Source organism: Solimicrobium silvestre (assembly GCF_002976435.1).
In the GTDB taxonomy this organism is placed as follows: domain Bacteria; phylum Pseudomonadota; class Gammaproteobacteria; order Burkholderiales; family Burkholderiaceae_D; genus Solimicrobium; species Solimicrobium silvestre.
The window spans coordinates 87,776-106,932 of sequence record NZ_PUGF01000008.1 but is presented as its reverse complement, the minus strand read 5'-3'; the positions used below and the strand labels follow the sequence as shown (position 1 = coordinate 106,932).

Annotated in this window: 15 protein-coding genes and 1 pseudogene; 8 read left to right on the top strand and 8 right to left on the bottom strand. The window is 49.0% G+C overall.

Annotated elements, in window-relative coordinates:
- Positions 1 to 13 precede the first annotated feature (13 nt).
- Positions 14 to 1,180, top strand: a pseudogene (locus S2091_RS10010) (IS4 family transposase).
- Between the two features lie 57 nt (positions 1,181 to 1,237).
- Here the strand turns inward: S2091_RS10010 and S2091_RS10005 are convergent.
- From S2091_RS10005 to gatC, 8 genes are all read right to left on the bottom strand, one after another.
- Positions 1,238 to 1,768: a DinB family protein gene (locus tag S2091_RS10005; RefSeq protein ID WP_105531675.1), complete on the bottom strand. Its 531-nt coding sequence runs from the start codon at positions 1,766 to 1,768 to the stop codon at positions 1,238 to 1,240.
- A gap of 159 nt (positions 1,769 to 1,927) precedes the next feature.
- Positions 1,928 to 2,848 (bottom strand): polyphosphate kinase 2, encoded by a 921-nt coding sequence (ppk2, locus tag S2091_RS10000; protein WP_105531674.1) that lies wholly within the window; start codon positions 2,846 to 2,848, stop codon positions 1,928 to 1,930.
- Between the two features lie 17 nt (positions 2,849 to 2,865).
- Entirely contained in the window at positions 2,866 to 4,509 is a 1,644-nt protein-coding gene (locus S2091_RS09995) for an inorganic phosphate transporter (RefSeq protein WP_105531673.1), read from the bottom strand.
- Positions 4,510 to 4,655: 146 nt separating this feature from the next.
- Positions 4,656 to 5,927: an O-acetylhomoserine aminocarboxypropyltransferase/cysteine synthase family protein gene (locus tag S2091_RS09990; RefSeq protein WP_105531672.1), complete on the bottom strand. Its 1,272-nt coding sequence runs from the start codon at positions 5,925 to 5,927 to the stop codon at positions 4,656 to 4,658.
- 215 nt (positions 5,928 to 6,142) lie between these two features.
- Positions 6,143 to 6,388 (bottom strand): DUF1272 domain-containing protein, encoded by a 246-nt coding sequence (locus S2091_RS09985; protein ID WP_105531671.1) that lies wholly within the window; start codon positions 6,386 to 6,388, stop codon positions 6,143 to 6,145.
- Between the two features lie 66 nt (positions 6,389 to 6,454).
- The gene (gene gatB, locus S2091_RS09980; protein WP_279337727.1) at positions 6,455 to 7,921 is read right to left on the bottom strand and encodes an Asp-tRNA(Asn)/Glu-tRNA(Gln) amidotransferase subunit GatB; all 1,467 of its coding nucleotides are present in this window, start codon (positions 7,919 to 7,921) and stop codon (positions 6,455 to 6,457) included.
- Between the two features lie 7 nt (positions 7,922 to 7,928).
- The gene (gene gatA, locus S2091_RS09975) at positions 7,929 to 9,386 is read right to left on the bottom strand and encodes an Asp-tRNA(Asn)/Glu-tRNA(Gln) amidotransferase subunit GatA (RefSeq protein ID WP_105531669.1); all 1,458 of its coding nucleotides are present in this window, start codon (positions 9,384 to 9,386) and stop codon (positions 7,929 to 7,931) included.
- An 87-nt stretch (positions 9,387 to 9,473) separates the two neighbouring features.
- The gene (gatC, locus tag S2091_RS09970; protein WP_105531668.1) at positions 9,474 to 9,776 is read right to left on the bottom strand and encodes an Asp-tRNA(Asn)/Glu-tRNA(Gln) amidotransferase subunit GatC; all 303 of its coding nucleotides are present in this window, start codon (positions 9,774 to 9,776) and stop codon (positions 9,474 to 9,476) included.
- 348 nt (positions 9,777 to 10,124) lie between these two features.
- On the opposite strand from gatC, the gene S2091_RS09965 reads away from it, so the two are divergent.
- From S2091_RS09965 to S2091_RS24645, 7 genes are all read left to right on the top strand, one after another.
- Positions 10,125 to 11,168, top strand: coding sequence for a rod shape-determining protein (locus S2091_RS09965; protein ID WP_105531667.1), 1,044 nt, complete (start codon positions 10,125 to 10,127; stop codon positions 11,166 to 11,168).
- Between the two features lie 182 nt (positions 11,169 to 11,350).
- The gene (gene mreC, locus S2091_RS09960; protein ID WP_105531666.1) at positions 11,351 to 12,337 is read left to right on the top strand and encodes a rod shape-determining protein MreC; all 987 of its coding nucleotides are present in this window, start codon (positions 11,351 to 11,353) and stop codon (positions 12,335 to 12,337) included.
- On the top strand, positions 12,334 to 12,846 hold the full coding sequence (gene mreD / locus S2091_RS09955; protein WP_105531665.1) for a rod shape-determining protein MreD: 513 nt from the start codon (positions 12,334 to 12,336) through the stop codon (positions 12,844 to 12,846). The genes mreC and mreD overlap by 4 nt, the downstream gene beginning before the upstream one ends.
- A 44-nt stretch (positions 12,847 to 12,890) precedes the next feature.
- Entirely contained in the window at positions 12,891 to 14,912 is a 2,022-nt protein-coding gene (gene mrdA / locus S2091_RS09950; protein WP_105531664.1) for a penicillin-binding protein 2, read from the top strand.
- Between the two features lie 14 nt (positions 14,913 to 14,926).
- Positions 14,927 to 16,033, top strand: a complete 1,107-nt coding sequence (gene rodA / locus S2091_RS09945) for a rod shape-determining protein RodA (protein WP_105531663.1) — start codon at positions 14,927 to 14,929, stop codon at positions 16,031 to 16,033.
- 293 nt (positions 16,034 to 16,326) lie between these two features.
- Positions 16,327 to 17,454, top strand: coding sequence for a septal ring lytic transglycosylase RlpA family protein (locus S2091_RS09940; protein ID WP_105531662.1), 1,128 nt, complete (start codon positions 16,327 to 16,329; stop codon positions 17,452 to 17,454).
- Between the two features lie 383 nt (positions 17,455 to 17,837).
- Positions 17,838 to 18,833, top strand: a complete 996-nt coding sequence (locus S2091_RS24645) for a PEP-CTERM sorting domain-containing protein (protein ID WP_207769676.1) — start codon at positions 17,838 to 17,840, stop codon at positions 18,831 to 18,833.
- The last annotated feature ends 324 nt before the right edge of the window (positions 18,834 to 19,157 follow it).

Genomic DNA, 19,157 nt, shown 5'->3' with positions numbered 1-19,157 from the left:
GCTCAACGCTACTATGCATCATGGCAAACTCGTTTTTTCGCAGATCATGACTTATCTGCCATTGACCACGTTTCGTCGATGCGTTGCGGCGCACCGGGGCGAACACATGGTCAAGAATTTTTCTTGTTTGGATCAATTCTTCGCTATGGCATTCGCTCAGCTGACCTACCGAGAATCCCTGCGCGACATCGAAGTCAATCTGCGGGCGCAAGCGCACCGGCTTTACCACATGGGATTTCGAGGCGAAACCATTTCTCGCAACACGCTGTCGAATGCGAATGCCACTTGTCCGTGGCAGATTTATGCCGATTTTGCGCAGCATCTGATTGCGATGGCTCGACCTCTGTATGCCGACGAACCGATGGGAATCTATTTGGACGCCACTGTGTATGCCTTCGATGCAACCACAATCGATCTGTGTTTGTCTGTTCATCCATGGGCGCCGTTTCGCTCCACCAAAGCTGCAATCAAATTGCATACTCTGCTCGACCTGCGTGGTTCGATCCCGACCTTTATTCATATCACCGACGGCAAGACCCACGAAGTCAATATTCTGGACGATCTGGCTATCGAGCCAGGTGCATTTTATCTGATGGATCGCGGCTACCTGGATTTCAAACGGCTGCATCGTCTCCACGAGCTGAACGCTTTCTTTGTAACCCGAGCCAAGAGCAACACCAAATTCAAGCGCCGTTACTCCCACCCGGTCGATCGAGCCAGCACCAATCTCATTTGCGACCAGACTGGCGAGCTGCCGTTGTATTACGCAAGCAAGGATTATCCAAGGACGTTGCGGCGCGTTGTCGTCAAAGACGAGAACGGAAAACGCCTCATATTCTTGACCAACAATTTTGCGCTCAAACCGGAACTGATCGCCGCGCTGTACAAGCAGCGCTGGCAAGTCGAATTGTTCTTCAAATGGATCAAACAACATTTGCGTATCAAATCCTTTTTGGGAGCCAGCGAAAACGCCGTCAAAACCCAAATATAGATTGCCGTCGCCACATATGTTCTTATCGCCATCGTGAAAAAACGGTTGCATTTGCCTCACAGCCTTTACGAAATTCTACAAATCTTGAGTTTGACTATGTTTGAAACAACACCTTTAAATCAACTACTTACGCCGCCATCAAATTTGCCTGATGGTGAAAATCAACCAGAACAGATGTCTCTCCTATGAGAAACGTTGGGACACTACTGACGGCGTATATGATTTAAATTTTAGGAATTAAAAAATCTACTCAACATTCGGTACCAAGCTCAACAAATCGGTTACACCGACATCTACTCCCGCTTGAAACAACAAGGTACTGATCTGACCGCGATGATGGGTTTGATGGTTGAAGAAATGCTGCAAAACGTCCTTGAGCCGTTTGTTGCTGGCAACGCCATCGGTTCTTGTGTAGTGCAGTATGCTTTCTAAATCAGCTTCCGTGATTTCTAAAACCAGCTGTTTAATGATTTGATCCAAAGATAGTCGGTGCTCAAACCAACTTGCCAAATCGGTAAATCTATTCTGGTTTAATCCAGTGGGTTTGGGGCTATCTTGAATTGCCAATAAGCTGGAAAACTGGGATGGATGGTGTGCAATACGTTGCAGCCAGATCGTATCGGCTGCAATCAGGTGATTTAGCGTGCCCATTATCGAACCAAAGAAAGCGCCCCGGTCTTGCAGTAATTCTTCTGCACTGAGTTTTTGTGCAGCATGAAAATTACGCAGGTTCATTTCCGCATTGTAGGTTGCAAATAAAACCAAATTTTCGCGCATGGGGTGCCTTCTTGTTGGGTGGAGTTCAGCAAATTTACATGAATTTATCAGCGCAGTAAATTAAATGCTGTGGCACAACCTAGGGACACCGTATTAAAACGTCATCCCTGCGCGGGGATGACGTTGTGGAAAGTGGGCGGCTAAAGCGCATTGCACCAGTTAATAAACCTCCGGCACGATAATGTCCGATGACATCGGCAAACGTTCATAGTCTTCATGGCGTTCACGCTGCGGTAAGGTAATTGCCTGATGCGTTATCTCTTCATACGGCATCTGCGCTAACAAGTGATGGATGCAATTTAAGCGCGCTTTTTTCTTGTCATTGGCCTGCACCAACCACCAAGGAGCTTCGGCAATGTTGGTACGTTCCAGCATGATTTCTTTGGCCTTGGTGTACTCTTCCCAACGCCGCCGCGACTCTAAATCCATCGGGCTTAATTTCCATTGTTTGAGCGGATCGTAAATGCGCCCTAAAAAGCGCGCATGCTGTTCTTCATCGGAGATGGAAAACCAGTATTTGATAACCTGAATTCCCGAGCGCACCAGCATGCGTTCAAACTCAGGAACCGTACGGAAAAACTCTTCATATTGGTCATCGGTACAAAAATTCATGACCCGTTCTACGCCAGCGCGGTTGTACCAGCTGCGGTCAAACAGCACAATTTCACCGGCGGCCGGCAAGTGCGAAACATAGCGCTGGAAATACCACTGGGTTTGTTCGCGGTCATTCGGTGCAGGCAAGGCCGCAACCCGGCAAACACGCGGGTTAAGCCGCTGGGTGATGCGCTTAATCACGCCACCCTTGCCTGCCGCATCACGCCCTTCAAATAAAATCACTACTTTATGGCCGGTATGTACCACCCAATCTTGCAGTTTAACCAGCTCGGCCTGTAAGCGAAATAACTCACGAAAATATAACCGGCGATTCTCTTTATCCGCCGCAGTCGGCTCAGGCGCGCCTTCATCGGTGAAGGATTCTAAAGAACGGTCGTCAACTAATTCCAGTTCTAATTCTTCATCATTACTATCGGCGAGTTCGCTATGTATACGGCTGAGTAGTTCTTCGTTATTTAATCTCATGGCTTAAGTTCCTATGGTTAAAAAAGGTGCGAAAACAGCCAATACAACGAACCGGAAAGCAAAATCGCAACCGGCAAAGTCAACACCCAGGCCATGGCCAGATTACGTATCGTCGACATTTGCAAACCAGAGCGATTCGCCGCCATCGAGCCAGCAACGCCGGACGAAAGTACGTGTGTGGTTGAGACCGGCAAGCCGAATACGTCGGCAGCACCAATCGTCAGCATCGCCACTAATTCTGCCGAAGCGCCTTGTGCGTAAGTTAAGTGAGTCTTGCCAATTTTTTGACCGACGGTCACAACAATGCGCTTCCAGCCGACCATCGTGCCCAGGCCCAAGGCAATCGCCACAGCGATTTTTACCCACAGAGGAATGAATTTGGTCGCGTCATCAATTTGCTTTTTGAATGCGGTGAGGTTGGCTTTGGTGTCTGCGTCAAAATTAACGGCAGGATTTTTATCAAGGACGCGGATGGCTTCGGCCACCAGATACATATCATTCCGGACGTTAGTTACATTGGTAGCGGGTACGTTGGCGAGTGAGCCGGATTCTTTGACGCGTTCACCAATAGCACCAGTTAACGTTGACAATGCCGGGAGGGCTTCCGGTGTTAATTCTTTGGTGCGAATAAAGGTGATGAGCGTGTCACGCGAAGCTGCTGTAGAGGCCGCGGGAGGCAAGGACAACGGCGCTGTATATTTGTCGAGTGAAATTTGAGTAACATGCGCGACCGCGACGAATTGCGTTACGTGGTCAACCGGCATGGCACGGTTCAGCGCATAAGCCATCGGCACAGTACCAACCAATATCAGCATAATTAAGCCCATACCTTTTTGGCCGTCGTTAGAGCCATGTGCAAAAGACACGCCGGTGCAGGTCAAAATCAGCAAGCCACGGATCCACCATGGCGGCGGCGTATTGCCAACTGGCGCTTCATATAGTTCTTTGCTTTTTACAAAAGCGCGCATTGCTAATAACAATAATGCCGCGCAAACAAAACCAACCAGCGGTGACAGTAATAACGAGTAACCAACCTTGGTCGCTTGTGCCCAATCGACACCGCTGGTTCCGGTGCGACCATGCATTAACGCGTTGGCAATACCTACGCCGAGTATCGAGCCGATCATGGTATGTGATGACGAAGCCGGCAGACCCAGCCACCAGGTACCTAAATTCCAGATAATAGCGGCGATCAATAAGGCGAACACCATTGCAAATCCTGAGCCGGAGCCAACTTGTAGAATTAGTTCAACCGGTAGCAGTGAAATGATACCGAAAGCTACCGCGCCGCTGGACAGCAGCACACCAAGAAAGTTAAAGCAGCCAGACCACATCACGGCAAAATTGGGCGGTAATGAATGTGTATAAATAACGGTTGCGACGGCGTTGGCGGTGTCATGGAAACCATTCACGAATTCAAAACCCAGCGCAATTAGCAAAGCCAAGCCTAGTAAAAAATAAGGCAGCCATTGCGTGGTGGTAGGGCCTGCTTCAGTGACATCGGCAGTCAGGCTCATTGCTGTGTAGATAAGGCCTAACAGCAGCAGAACCGCGAATAGGATCAGAGTCGCCGGCCCGGTTTTATGCTCGCTGAGCGCGGATGGAATAGTCGATGTGGCATGCGGCGGAACCGCCGCATTCAGTTGTGCGCTTGAATCCATGGCAAATTGCCCCCAAGAGTAAATTAATTAACCGGCTTAATTTACAGGCCATATGTGACTGACATATGACCTTATGTGGCTTGAGGTGGACAGTACAGCGCAACGAAGTCATTAACTCTGCTGCTCGTCGGAGGTAGATCAGCGAATCAGAGTGCAGCTAGCGCTTGCTCCAGATCGGCGATCAAGTCATCAACATGTTCAATGCCGATTGACAGGCGCACCGTGTCTTCGGTTACACCTGCTTTGATCAATTCTTGAGGACTAAGCTGACGATGCGTTGTGGAAGCCGGGTGGCACGCCAGCGATTTGGCGTCGCCGATATTGACTAACCGTGTGAATAATTGTAACGCATCCTGAAAGCGCCCTCCTCCTGCCAAGCCGCCTTCAACGCCGAAGGTGAGGATGCCGGAAGGCCGTCCACCCAGATATTTTTGCGCCAGCGCATGGTCGCGGTGTTCAGGTAGTCCGGCGTAATTGACCCATTTCACTTTTTTATGCGCCTGTAAATATTTGGCAATCTTGATGGTGTTGTCGGTGATGCGATCCATGCGCAAAGCCAGTGTTTCTATGCCTTGCAAAATCAGGAAGGCATTGAACGGTGAAATCGCCGCGCCCATATTTCGCAGCGGTACCACCCGTGCCCGACCTATATAGGCCGCCGCGCCCAGTGCTTCGGTGTACACCACGCCGTGATACGAGACATCCGGTTCATTCAGGCGGGGGAATTTTTCTTTATGGTCAGCCCAGGGAAACTTACCGGAGTCAACGATAATGCCGCCCAGCGAATTGCCGTGTCCGCCCAAATATTTGGTCAGCGAGTGCACCACAATATCGGAGCCGAATTCAAATGGGCGTAACAGGTACGGCGAGGGTACGGTGTTATCCACAATCAGCGGTATGCCGTGCTTGTGCGCGATGGCGGCAATTGCTTCGATGTCGGTGATATTACCTAAAGGATTACCGATCGCTTCGACAAAAATCGCCTTGGTTTTGGTGTCGATTAAGCGCTCGAATGAAGCCGGTTCTCGGTGGTCTGCAAAGCGGGTGGTAATGCCGAATTGCGGCAGCGTATGCGCCAGCAGATTATAGGTGCCGCCGTACAGAGTCGTCGCAGATACAATATTGTCGCCCGCTTCGGCAATGGTTTGAATTGCGTAAGTAATGGCTGCCTGGCCGGAAGCCAAGGCCAATGCGCCGATACCGCCTTCCAGTTCGGCCACACGTTTTTCCAGCACATCCTGAGTCGGGTTCATGATGCGCGTGTAGATATTGCCGGCCACCTTCAGATCGAACAAATCGGCGCCGTGCTGGGTGCTGTCGAAGGCGTAAGAACTGGTTTGATAAATTGGAACTGCGGCTGCTTTGGTGGTGGGATCCGGTGAGTAACCACCGTGTACTGCAATCGTTTCAAGTTTCATTACCGCTTCCCCATGACGAATGGCCGACAACATTGTGAGCCTCGTTGACATAATAAAAACAGGGGGATGGTTAGCGCAACGAATTAAAAGCTATATCCTTATTCGGTGCAGTACTTTAACGGAAGTGCATTTAAAAAAGGGCAGCAATTGAATAACCCTGATTTTAAGCCTGTCGAATTCGGCGGGTTTAAAAAGCAGGTTGGTCTGAATAGATTTTAATTCCCTGCACAACCAGCTGGTTTGTAGATGCGCTCAGCAGAAGCAGGATAAGTGGCCAGTTTATTGGCTGGGCGACGCGGGCGCGCAACCAGTTCGCCACCGCAATTGGGGCAGATATTGTTGAGTTTTGAATTGGCACAGGATGCGCAAAACGTGCATTCAAATGAGCATATTTTTGCTTCTGTTGCATCGGGAGGCAAATCGCCATTACAGCATTCGCAGTTGGGGCGTAATAGAAGCATGGTTTTTTTCCTTCAATGAAGCAGAGGGATGATGGTTAACAAGCCCCAGCATCCCTCTAAAAATAACTATGCGTTTAATTTGGCTAGCAACAACGCTTTCATCTCCGTCGGATTGCCCTTGCCCTTGGTTGCTTTCATCGCCTGACCTAGCAACGAGTTAATGGCTTGCTCTTTACCGGCGCGGAATTCTTCGACCGATTTCTGGTTGGCGGCCAACACGTCATCGATGATTTTTGCCAGTGCACCCGGATCGGAAATCTGCTTCAATCCTTTGGCTTCAATTACCTGATCCGCCAAATTCACGTCAGCAGATGGTGCTTGCCACATCGCGGCAAAAACCTCTTTGGCGATTTTGTTAGAAATCGTGCCGTCGGCAATGCGCTGCAATAATAAGGCAAGCTGCTCAGCTTTAACCGGAATGGCGGTCATTTCCATGCCTTCGCGGTTTAATGTAGAGGCAACGTCGCCCATCATCCAGTTGGCAGCAGGCTTGGCTTGCGCTGCTCCGGCGTGCGTAACTACGGCTTCAAAGTAATTGGCGCTGGCCTTGGTTTGGGTGAGTACCATTGCGTCATATTCCGACAGGCCGAATTGCTCGATGAAGCGGCTGCGCATGGCGGCAGGTAGTTCCGGCATATCGGCTTTAACGCGGTTGATCCATTCCTGGCTAATGACTAGCGGCAGTAAATCTGGGTCTGGGAAGTAGCGGTAATCTTGCGAATCTTCTTTGCTGCGCATTGAACGGGTTTGTTTTTTATCTGGGTCATACAAACGCGTTTCTTGCACTACCCGGCCACCGTCTTCAATCAATTCAATCTGGCGACGTACTTCAATGTTGATGGCTTCTTCCAGAAAGCGGAACGAATTCAGGTTTTTAATTTCGCAGCGAGTACCGAATTCAACTTGCCCAACCGGGCGTACCGATACGTTGGCGTCGCAGCGGAACGAACCCTCTTGCATATTGCCATCGCAAATACCCAACCAGGTTACTAACGAATGTAGGGCTTTGGCATAAGCCACCGCTTCGGCAGCGCTGCGCATTACTGGCTCAGTCACGATTTCTAACAGCGGCGTACCTGCGCGGTTTAGGTCGATGCCGCTCATGCCTTGGTAATCTTCATGCAGTGATTTACCGGCATCTTCTTCCAAATGGGCGCGGGTCAATTGCACTGAACGGATTTCGGTTTTACCGTCACGCTCCATCGCAAAGCTAACTACCCCGCCCTGCACTACCGGTAATTCAAACTGGCTGATTTGGTAGCCTTTAGGTAGATCGGGGTAAAAATAGTTTTTACGCGCAAAGACCGACATCGGCGCGATAGTTGAGTTGACTGCCAAGCCAAACTGAATCGCTTTTTCAACTGCACCGCGATTCAAAACCGGTAACACACCGGGTAAAGCCAAATCAACCGGGCTGGCCTGCGTGTTAGGTTCAGCGCCAAATTGAGTGGTTGAACCGCTAAAAATTTTTGATTTGGTTGAGAGCTGTGCGTGCGTCTCGAATCCAATAACGACTTCCCATTGCATGGTTATTCCTTTTTTATACAGATGGTGTTTGAGTATGCCAAGCAGTGGCCAATTGGTATTGATGCGCAACGCCGAGTAACTTGGCTTCGCTGAAATAATTACCAATCAATTGCAAGCCAACCGGGCGTTTGCTGTTCTTTTCGCCTTGTCCAAAACCGCAGGGAAGCGACATGCCCGGTAAACCGGCCAAGCTGGTGGACAGCGTAAAAATATCGGCTAAATAGTTAGCAACCGGATCATCGGCTTTATCGCCTAAATCCCAGGCAACGGTTGGTGCCACCGGCCCCATAATGACATCACACTGCTTGAACGCTGCTTGAAAATCTTCGGCGATCAAACGGCGAATTTTTTGCGCTTGTAAATAATACGCATCGTAATAGCCGTGCGAAAGTACATAGCTTCCTACTAAAATCCGACGTTTGACTTCATCGCCAAAACCTTCAGTACGCGATTTTTTATACATATCGGTTAAGCCATCGTAGTTGGCAGCGCGATGACCATAACGCACACCATCAAAACGGCTTAAGTTGGACGACGCTTCTGCTGGTGCAATCACGTAATACACCGGAATCGAGAGCTCGGTTTTTGGCAAAGAAATATCGACCAAGATTGCGCCTAAATCTTCGTATTTGGCTAATGCCGCGCGTACTGCCTGTTCTACGTCGGTAGCTAAACCTGCACCAAAAAATTCGCGCGGTACGCCGATGCGCAAGCCCTTCAGCGGCGTGTTTAAGTCGCGACGGAAATCTTCGTTTGGATGTTCTAAGCTGGTTGAGTCGCGGGCATCAAAACCCGCCATGCTATTGAGCAGTAAGGCGCAGTCTTCTGCTGTTTGGGCGATAGGACCACCTTGGTCGAGTGACGAAGCAAAGGCGATCATGCCGAAACGCGATACCCGTCCGTAAGTGGGTTTAATACCGGTCACGCCGCAAAATGAAGCCGGTTGGCGGATCGAGCCGCCGGTATCCGTTGCCGTGGCGGCTGGTGCTAAACGGGCAGCAATCGCTGCCGCGGAACCACCGGAGGAGCCGCCCGGAACAGCGCGTTTGTCCCACGGATTTTTGACTGCGCCGAAAAATGAATTTTCATTGGCGGAGCCCATCGCAAATTCATCGCAATTCAGTTTGCCAAGCGTAACCATGCCAGCCTGGTTAAATTGTTCAACCACCGTCGCGTCAAAGGGGCTGGTGTAATTGGCTAACATTTTGGAGCCGGCAGTAGAACGCCAGCCGCGCGTCACAAAAATATCTTTATGCGCAATTGGAATGCCAGCTAAGGCGTGCGGGTTGGGCTGCGCTAATAATTTGTCTGCGTGCGCTGCCTGTGCCAACGTTAAGGCCGGATCAACATGGGTGAACGCATTTAAATCGGATGCGGCAATACGGTTTAAATAATGTTGTGCTAACTCCGTAGCAGAGAGCTGTTTGCTGTGCAGCAAAGCTGAAATTTCGGTAAGCGTTTTGGTGTGCATGATGTAATGTGTTCTTGGCGATTGAGTGGTTCAACAGGATGCGAAAGGTTGCAAAAGAAAGCAAATAATTAAGAAGCGATTAGCTAATTATTCGATTACTTTCGGAACCAAATACAGGCCATCTTGCGTAGCAGGAGCGGATTGCTGGTAAGCCTCGCGATGGTTGGTTTCGGTCACCAGATCTTCGCGCAGACGTAATGCTAAATGATCTACAACCAAGGCGAATGGATGGCTGAGCGGTTCTATGCCAGCCGTATCAATCGTTTGCATTTTTTCTACCAATGCAAAAATGCCATTTAGTTGTTCTAAGGTTTTGCTGGTCTGTTCGGCGTTTAATTCCAAATGCGCCAAATGAGCAATGCGAGTCACATCGGTTTCTTTAAGAGACATAATTTTGAGGCGGCACAGCCGCAGTGGTTCTTTTCCAACTCAACAAAGCGGAGCAATAAGCTGAAAAGCAGACAACTTTATGGCAACGCAGTAGTTCTTGATTTGATTTGGGAAAGAAATAAATGGTTAAAAAAACAAATCCAGCTAAATGTCACAGCTAAAATGCGAATGTTATTGCATGTAACTGATCTAAATTTATGCAAATTATAAGGTAGAATGCGGGGTTAATGTCTGAGATGTGGTTGGACAACGCGCTAGACAACATGTAAGGCAAGTTTTAATTGAATTATCAGGCAATACCCCCTATTCCCCAAATACTAAACGCGCACCTTAGCGCACAGGATTAACATGTTCGGTTTTTTTCGTAGTTATTTTTCTAACGACCTGGCAATTGATCTAGGTACAGCAAACACCCTCATTTACGTACGTGGCCAAGGCATTGTTTTAGATGAACCTTCGGTAGTGGCGATTCGTCAAGAAGGCGGCCCAAACGGCAAAAAAACTATTCAGGCAGTTGGTAAAGAAGCCAAGCAGATGCTGGGTAAAGTGCCGGGTAATATCGAGGCAATTCGCCCGATGAAAGACGGCGTAATCGCCGATTTTACCGTGACCGAACAAATGCTGAAGCAATTTATCCGCATGGTTCACGACACAAAATTTTTCAAACCTTCGCCACGTATCATCATTTGCGTTCCTTGCGGTTCTACCCAAGTGGAACGTCGCGCAATTCGCGAATCCGCTTTAGGTGCAGGCGCATCGCAAGTGTATTTGATTGAAGAGCCAATGGCTGCGGCAATCGGCGCTGGCTTGCCAGTCTCCGAAGCGACCGGTTCGATGGTGGTGGATATCGGCGGCGGTACTACGGAAGTCGGTATTATTTCCTTGGGCGGTATGGTTTATAAAGGCTCGATCCGGGTTGGCGGCGATAAATTTGACGAAGCGATTGTGAATTACATCCGTCGCAACTACGGCATGTTAATTGGTGAGCAAACTGCAGAAGCAATTAAGAAAACCATCGGTTCGGCTTTCCCAGGTTCCGAAGTAAAAGAAATGGAAGTAAAAGGACGCAATTTGTCGGAAGGTATTCCACGCTCCTTTACCATTTCAAGCAATGAAATTCTCGAAGCGTTGACGGATCCGCTCAACAACATCGTGTCTGCTGTTAAAAATGCCCTGGAACAAACTCCTCCTGAACTCGGTGCTGATATTGCTGAAAAAGGCATGATGCTGACCGGCGGTGGTGCGTTGTTGCGCGACTTGGATCGTTTGTTAATGGAAGAAACCGGTTTGCCAGTGATTGTTGCTGAAGATCCGTTGACGTGCGTGGTGCGTGGCTCTGGCATGGCGCTAGACCGCATTGAAAAACTGGGCTCGATGTTCTCTTACGAGTAAAGAATCAGCGTCCAGCTGAACGTATGTAATCAGCCAGTTGCGCGCATGCACTCACGCCTTAGACAAGAAACAGCATAAAAACAGCACCAACACTTTGTTTTGACTGCTGTTTTTCTGTTTTTGTGCCGGATGAACAGCAAAGTGTAGTGCAAATTATTAATCGGTAATAATGATCAAAGACGATGGAATACAGACCACCACCACTGTTTAAACAAGGCGCGTCGGCACGTGTCAAAGTGGTCTTCTTCTCTTTGGTCGCCCTCATGCTGTTAGTGATCGATGCGCGCTTACAGACGCTTGAACTGGTGCGTCAAGTCGTTGGTTCCGCCTTATACCCCCTTCAAATGTTGGCAGTCATGCCGCGCGACCTGGCGTACAACATGGGCGATTATTTTACCCAGTTGACGGCCTTGGAAAAAGAAAATGCTGCGCTAAAACGCTCTCAATTAGAGCAGGCACTGAATGTGCAACATGGTCAGCAACTCCAATTTGAAAATGCCCAGTTACGCCGCTTATTGGCGACCAGCGAACATGTTCCGGTGAAATCGGTCATGGGCGAAATTCTGTACGATGCGCGTGACAGTTTTAGTCGCCGCATTATCGTCAATCGCGGCATTAAACATGGTGTCGCTTTAGGGCAACCTGTGATTGACGATCAAGGCGTGGTCGGACAGATTACCCGGGTGTTTCCATTCACTTCAGAAGTAACGCTGTTGACCGATAAAGATCAGGCGATACCGGTCCAGGTACAGCGTAACGGATTGCGTAGCGTGATCTACGGCAAGGGGCAAGTCGGTAATTTGGAGCTGCGCGTTCCTAGTAACGCCGACATTAAAGCCGGTGATATTCTGGTTACTTCGGGCATTGATGGCATCTACCCGCCAGGCTTATTCGTTGCGCGCGCTACGGTTGTTGAAAACAGCGCTTCCACTACTTTTGAACGAATAGTTTGTTTGCCGATGGCCGGTTTAGATCGTCATAAAGAAGTGTTGATACTATTGGTTGCAACGCACATCGAAGCGCGACCTGAAGACGAAGATAATAAGGCAAAAAAAGTTAACCGTAGAGTCACGCGTGACAGCGCGGAGTCAACGACTAAGGTAAAAGAACCGGTAAAAGAAGACGCGAAAGATGCAGTAAAAGAAGCAGAGAAAGTAAGCCAGCCATGAACCGCCCCCATTACATTTTATTGCCAGCGAGCTCGGCTTTTATTTTTATTAGCTTGCTGCTAACCTTTTTGCTGAACTTCCTGCCATGGGGCACGATGATAGGGGTACCCGATTTTGTGGCGTTGACTCTGGTTTTCTGGAGCATCCATCAACCACGTAAAGTCGGCATAGGTGTAGCTTTTGCCATGGGTTTGCTGATGGACGTGCATACTGCTTCTTTGCTCGGTGAAAATGCCTTGGCGTACACCTTGTTATCCTATTTCGCCATTACCATCCATCGACGGGTACTTTGGTTTACGCCGATGACACAGGCGCTTCATGTGTTCCCCTTGTTCTTATTGACGGAAATCATACGAGCAGTGATTCAATTGTGCGTCAATGGTAAATTTCCCGGTTGGCTATTTTTTGTTGAGAGCGCAGTGACCGCGGCATTATGGCCCTTGGCAACGTGGATTCTATTAGCTCCACAACGACGCACCGTAAATCGTGATGATACGCGCCCGATTTAACGCGTTGATTTATTCTGCATTTTCCCACTCGCTAAAAAGATAGCATGACTGAATTTAAAAACACCGAACGCGAGCTGTATTTTTTCCGGATACGCTTATTCGCGATAGCGGGCTTTATTCTTTTATGTTTTACGCTGTTGTTTGCGCGTTTCGTCTGGCTGCAAATCGTCAAGCATGAAGTCTATGCAACTCAGGCGGAAGATAACCGTATTTCGATTGTTCCCGTAGTACCCAACCGTGGCCTCATTCTGGACCGTAACGGTGTGGTACTAGCGCGTAATTTTTCTGCCTATACCCTGGAAATTACACCCTCTAAAATCAACCAGGATTTAGATGTGGTGATCGACCAGTTAGCTGAGCTGGTGGACATTCAACCCAAACATCGTAAGCGTTTCAAAAAACTCATGGAAGACTCCAAGAGTTTTGAGAGCTTGCCAATACGCACCCGACTTACCGATGAAGAAGTGGCGCGCTTTACTGTGCAACGATTCCGCTTTCCCGGCGTAGAAATTCAGGCGCGCTTATTCCGTCAATATCCCTTAGGTGAAATCGCTTCGCATGTGATCGGATATATCGGCCGTATTAGTGCGTCGGATGCTAAAAAACTCGACGCGTCTGAAGAAGACTCCGACAATTACTTTGGTACCGATTACATCGGCAAAGAAGGTTTGGAAAAAAGTTATGAGCGTCAATTACATGGCACCACCGGCAGTGAGGAAGTGGAAGTTTCGGCACGCGGTCGCGCAGTACGTGCGCTATCGCGCGATCCTGCAACATCCGGTAGCAACCTGATTTTATCGATCGATATCGAATTACAAAAAATTGTCGAAGAAGCGTTTGGCGACAAGCGCGGCGCATTAGTGGCGATTGATCCTGAAACCGGTGACGTGTTGGCCTTTGTTTCCAAACCTACTTATGACCCGAACTTGTTTGTGGAAGGGATCGATCAAGCCAATTGGGATAGCTTAAATACGTCCATCGATAAACCCTTGGTTAATCGTGCACTATCCAGTAGCTATCCGCCCGGTTCCACCTATAAACCATTTATGGGTTTAGCCGGATTGGAATTAGGGAAACGTACCCCCAGTTCCGCTATTGCCGACGCTGGTTATTTTATGCTGGGTGGACATCGGTTTAATGATGACAAAGTAGGCGGACATGGCATCGTCGATTTGTACCGGTCTATCGTTGTATCCTGCAACACCTACTACTATATGTTAGCCAACGATATCGGCGTAGATGCGATCCATGATTTTATGGCACCGTTTGGCTTTGGTGAAAAAACCGGCATCGATCTGGAGCACGAAAGCTCGGGCATATTACCTTCCACCGCATGGAAACGCGCCAGATATAAAAAGCCGGCCCAGCAAAAATGGTTTGCCGGTGAAACCATTTCGCTCGGTAACGGACAAGGCTATAACAGTTTTACCATACTGCAAATGGCACATGCCGTCGCTACGCTAGCCAATAACGGCATCGTCATGAAACCGCATTTAGTGAAAATGATCGAAGACCCGCAAACTCATGCACGTACTCTTACCGTGCCAAAGGAAAGCGCACGGATTCCGTTAAAGCAAGAAAATATCGACTTCATTAAGAACGCGATGGCAGGCGTGACGAAATTCCCTGAAGGTACTTCACGGCTGGTATTCGTCAATGCCGGTTATGAATCTGCCGGTAAAACCGGTACCGCGCAAGTGATCGGGATTAAAAAAGGTGAGAAATATAACGCCAATAATATCGCCTTACGTTTCCGCGACCATGCTTTATATACCGCATTTGCCCCCGTCGATAAGCCAAGAATTGCGATTGCAATGATTGTAGAAAACGGTGGTTTTGGTGCCGCTGGAGCGGCGCCGATTGCCAAGTTGGCGTTAGATTATTATTTGCTCGGCAAGCGTCCGGGCGATAAAGAAAAAGAAATGCTGAAGGAAATGGACAAAGATACGACGCCGGTAGAGCATGTTGATCCATCCCAGATGCAATCTGAAGCTGAAGCAAAGGCAGAAGCCGAGTCTGAAGGTGGTCCACAACCGGGTGCTGTTACTTCAGCGCCTAAAGAATAATCGGAGCATCCACTATGCGCAGACATCACTCGCCCTGGCAAACCATTAAACCTTACGTAACCGTATTTGATGGCCCGTTGGCGATCATCATTTTTTTGATTATGTCAGTCGGTATTGTCACTTTATATTCGGCCGGAATTGATTTCCCCGGGCGCGTGCAAGATCAGCTACGTAATATTTTGGTAGCGTTTATTGTCATGTGGATAGCGGCCAATGTGCCCCCACAAACCTTGATGCGCTTTGCTGTTCCCTTATATACAGTAGGTGTTAGTTTGCTGATCGCGGTAGCCATCTTTGGTATCGTTAAAAAAGGTTCGCGACGCTGGATCAATATCGGCATGGTGGTGCAACCTTCCGAGTTAATGAAAATTGCGATGCCGCTGATGCTGGCGTGGTTTTTTCAGAAGCGTGAAGGTGCTGTGGGTTGGCGTGAGTTTATCGTGGCGGCGCTGCTGCTAATATTGCCGATCGCTTTCATCGTCAAACAGCCAGACTTAGGTACGGCAATGCTGGTATTGGCGGCCGGTATGGCAGTGATATTTTTGGCCGGATTATCATGGCGTGTGATTATCGGTGTCATCGTATTAGCGTTAGCCAGCATGCCGCTGGTGTGGCATAGCATGCATGATTACCAGCGCGAGCGGGTACTTACCTTAATCGACCCCACCACCGATCCGCTCGGCAAAGGTTTCCATATTATTCAGTCCACGATTGCCGTGGGTTCCGGCGGTATTACCGGCAAAGGCTGGCTAAAAGGCACACAGGCGCATTTGGAATTTATTCCTGAACGCACCACCGATTTTATTTTTGCGGTATTTTCAGAAGAATTCGGTTTGATCGGATGTTGCGTTTTATTGGTGCTCTATCTGCTGCTATTTACCCGCGGTTTAATGATTGCGGCTAATGCACCTACTTTCTTTACCCGCTTACTAGCCGGCTCGATCACCACCATATTTTTTACCTATGCGTTTGTTAACATGGGTATGGTCAGCGGTATTTTACCGGTGGTTGGTGTGCCGCTGCCGATGATGAGTTATGGCGGAACGGCATTGGCGACACTGGGCTGGGGTGCTGGTATTTTGATGAGTATTCAGCGCCATAGAAAATTAATCCAGAGCTAGGGCTTCCTCAAAACCGCTCCAGCGGCGCTACCCTTGCAGGGCGCACACTGGCAAGCCAGTGTCGTTCCGCAGGCAACAACGGTGTTGTTGAATTCCCTGCGCCACCTCTCCTTGCCGTACATTCGTACTGTCTGTGTCGGCGCGGTGTAGTCGGGGTTTCAGGCGATATATCGCCTGCCGACGGAACGAACTTCCCACAGGGGGAAGTTTCCTTCGCGACCAAAGGATGTTTAGCCTTGCAGGAACAATTTTGCGGAAGTCCTAAAAACCAGTTTCAATAAACGGGAACAACGATGCATAGTTTGAAAAGCCGGTCTCAATTAGTAGCGATTACATTATTAGGTTTACTGCTAGCCGCATGTGGGAGCGCGCCGAAAGTAGCTGCTCCAAGTAGCGCCGGTAGCACAAATTCGACCAAGACTTCTTCCATTCCAAGTGCCGCGGGACAGCCAGCGCCTAACTTACCCAAAGCTGGTTCCGGCCGCGGTGCTTATTATAAAGATGACGGCCCTGGTGAAAATCCGCCGCCCGGCCTGGAGTTAACGTTAGATGCAGAACCGAAACTTGAGCCGTATTCAGTTTCCGGTAACAAGCCTTACGTGGTGTTTGGAAAAACCTATACCCCGATGATTGATGATCGCGCATTTAGTCAGCGTGGCACAGGCAGTTGGTATGGTAAAAAATTCCACGGACAACGCACCTCGTCCGGCGAGCTGTACGACATGTACAAAATGACCGCTGCCCATCCGACCTTGCCTATTCCTTCTTATGCACGGATTACCAACATCAGTAATGGCCGGCAGGTGATCGTAAAAATCAATGATCGTGGCCCATTTCATACCAATCGGATTGTTGATCTATCGTATACCGCGGCCTTAAAGCTGGACTATTTAGGTAAAGGAAGTAGTGAATTGCTGCTAGAACGTTTGTTGCCTGCCGACATAGAAAAAATGGCAGAAAACAAAAAGAATAATGTGGGCGATAAACTGGCCAGTGCTCCGCCGCCGGTTGTTACGTCTATCGTTGCTCCCACCGTTGTTGTTCCGGTAATTGCCGAACAAGCAGCTGCGGCACCGGTAAGAGTTGTGCCAGCCGCCACCGATACCGCCAGTTTTGAAGCCTTGGTTGCAACCCATGCCAGTTCAGAAGATGTTGCTCAAGTGCCGGTTGTGATTAGTACACCGAACAACACCAGCGGATTTTATTTGCAGTTTGGTGCGTTTGGATTGCGTTCCAATGCCGAGGCGACATTTACCCATTTGCAAAGCAAGCTCAAGCAATTGCCTGCTTTTGAAATCGTTCAGCAAGGTACTTTGTATCGCTTATTCAGCGGCCCTTTTGCCAGTCGGGATGAGGCTAATAATGCACTGCAACTGGCGATGAGTATTGGTATTCCCAAGCCGGTGATTGTGCAGCGTTGAGCAGTAAACTCGAGTTAAAAATGCTTAATTAAGAGAGGATTTTCGCCACTCTCATATGCTTCAACTATTTTTGAGCCATTTTTAACGTATTTAATGGGTTTTTCATTGAATACAAAACTTATTTATTGGCAGTAAATATTTAGCATTTTTTCTCATCATATCCATATCCAAAGCGCCACTGACTGAAACAAGGAAAGTGGTCGCATCTAGGCTACCCGCACTAGCCCACCAAAACGACATAGACGTCGATTATTTTTACACAGAGCAACGGAATAAATTATTTTTATGGATAAGTCATTGAATAAATGGCGTATTTAAAATTGGTATGAAATTTGCTTGTTCCTAATGAAATCATAAAAACGGGATTTTAAGGAGAACTAGTCATGAATACACGAAATCAAACTTTTGTAAAAAAAGCGCTCTTCGCGATGATGTTTGTCGGCGCAAGCGCGCAAGCTGTGCCATTCACCTATACCGGATCGATAGTCGACTACACCATCACCACTTCAGGAGTTTATGACCTCACCGCAGCAGGTGCACAGGGTGGATCAGGTAATGGTGTTGGTACCACAGGTGGTTTGGGTGCGCAGATAAGCGGTGATCTTTTCCTCACCACCGGTACTCAGCTGGGTATTGTGGTTGGTGGACAAGGCTTAACCGGTAACTTCGGCGGGCTGGCAGGCGGTGGTGGTGGTGGTGGATCTTTTGTCTACATCATCGGCTCAACCTCACCGCTGATCGTAGCCGGTGGCGGTGGCGGTGCCGGTTACATTGACGCGACAGTTGGCGGTGGCGGTCAAACTACAACATCTGGCCAAGCAGGATTTGGTGCTGGCGGCGGTGCGGGCGGTAGCGCTGGTTCCGGTGGTGCGGGTGGTAATGATGAAATTGGCGACAATGGCGGCGGCGGCGGCGGTTGGGGTGGTAACGGCGGCGATGGTGTCGGCACGACTTATACGCAAACCGGTGGTGCGGGCTTAGGCGGTGCGGGTGCTTTTAGTTTCTTGGCAGGTTTTGGTGACTGCGATCCTTCAGTTCCAGCATGTGCTAACGGCGGCTTCGGTGGCGGCGGCGGCGGCGGCTGGCAAGGTGGTGGTGGCGGTGGCGGTTATTCAGGCGGTGGCGGTGGTGATGGTACTACCGACGGCGGGGGCGGCGGTGGATCGTACATCGACGCTTCTTTTCTGAGCATCGGCTCGATGATTGGGGGAAGCGATACTTCCGATAATGGTGCCCCATTAGGCAATGCCAATAATGGTTTTGTGAATATTGATATGGTTTTGTTAAGCAACCCAGTTCCTGAACCTTTAACCTTGGCTCTGATGGCGATAGGCTTGGCTGGACTCGGATTCATTAGACGTAAAAAAGCACGTATTTAACGTACTTCCTTCTTTGTTCATTCTATTAACCCCGCTTCGGCGGGGTTTGTTTTTGATGATTCTGCTTGTTATACAGTAATGAAAATCGCATTGAATTGGTTTAGTTGCCATGGATGATCAAGCTCAGAATAAGAGCCCCAGCGGCAATTTGAAGCATTATGATACAATGCGATACAAAGCTCTCTATACAACATAGTGACGTACTATTTGGTGCGGGAATGGGGCTGATTTCATTTAAAGAAAATATTTCCAATGCGGATTCTTCATTACAGCAAGCCATTTACCTTTTCGTGGTTACAGTTTTTTACAGATTTCAAATGGGCA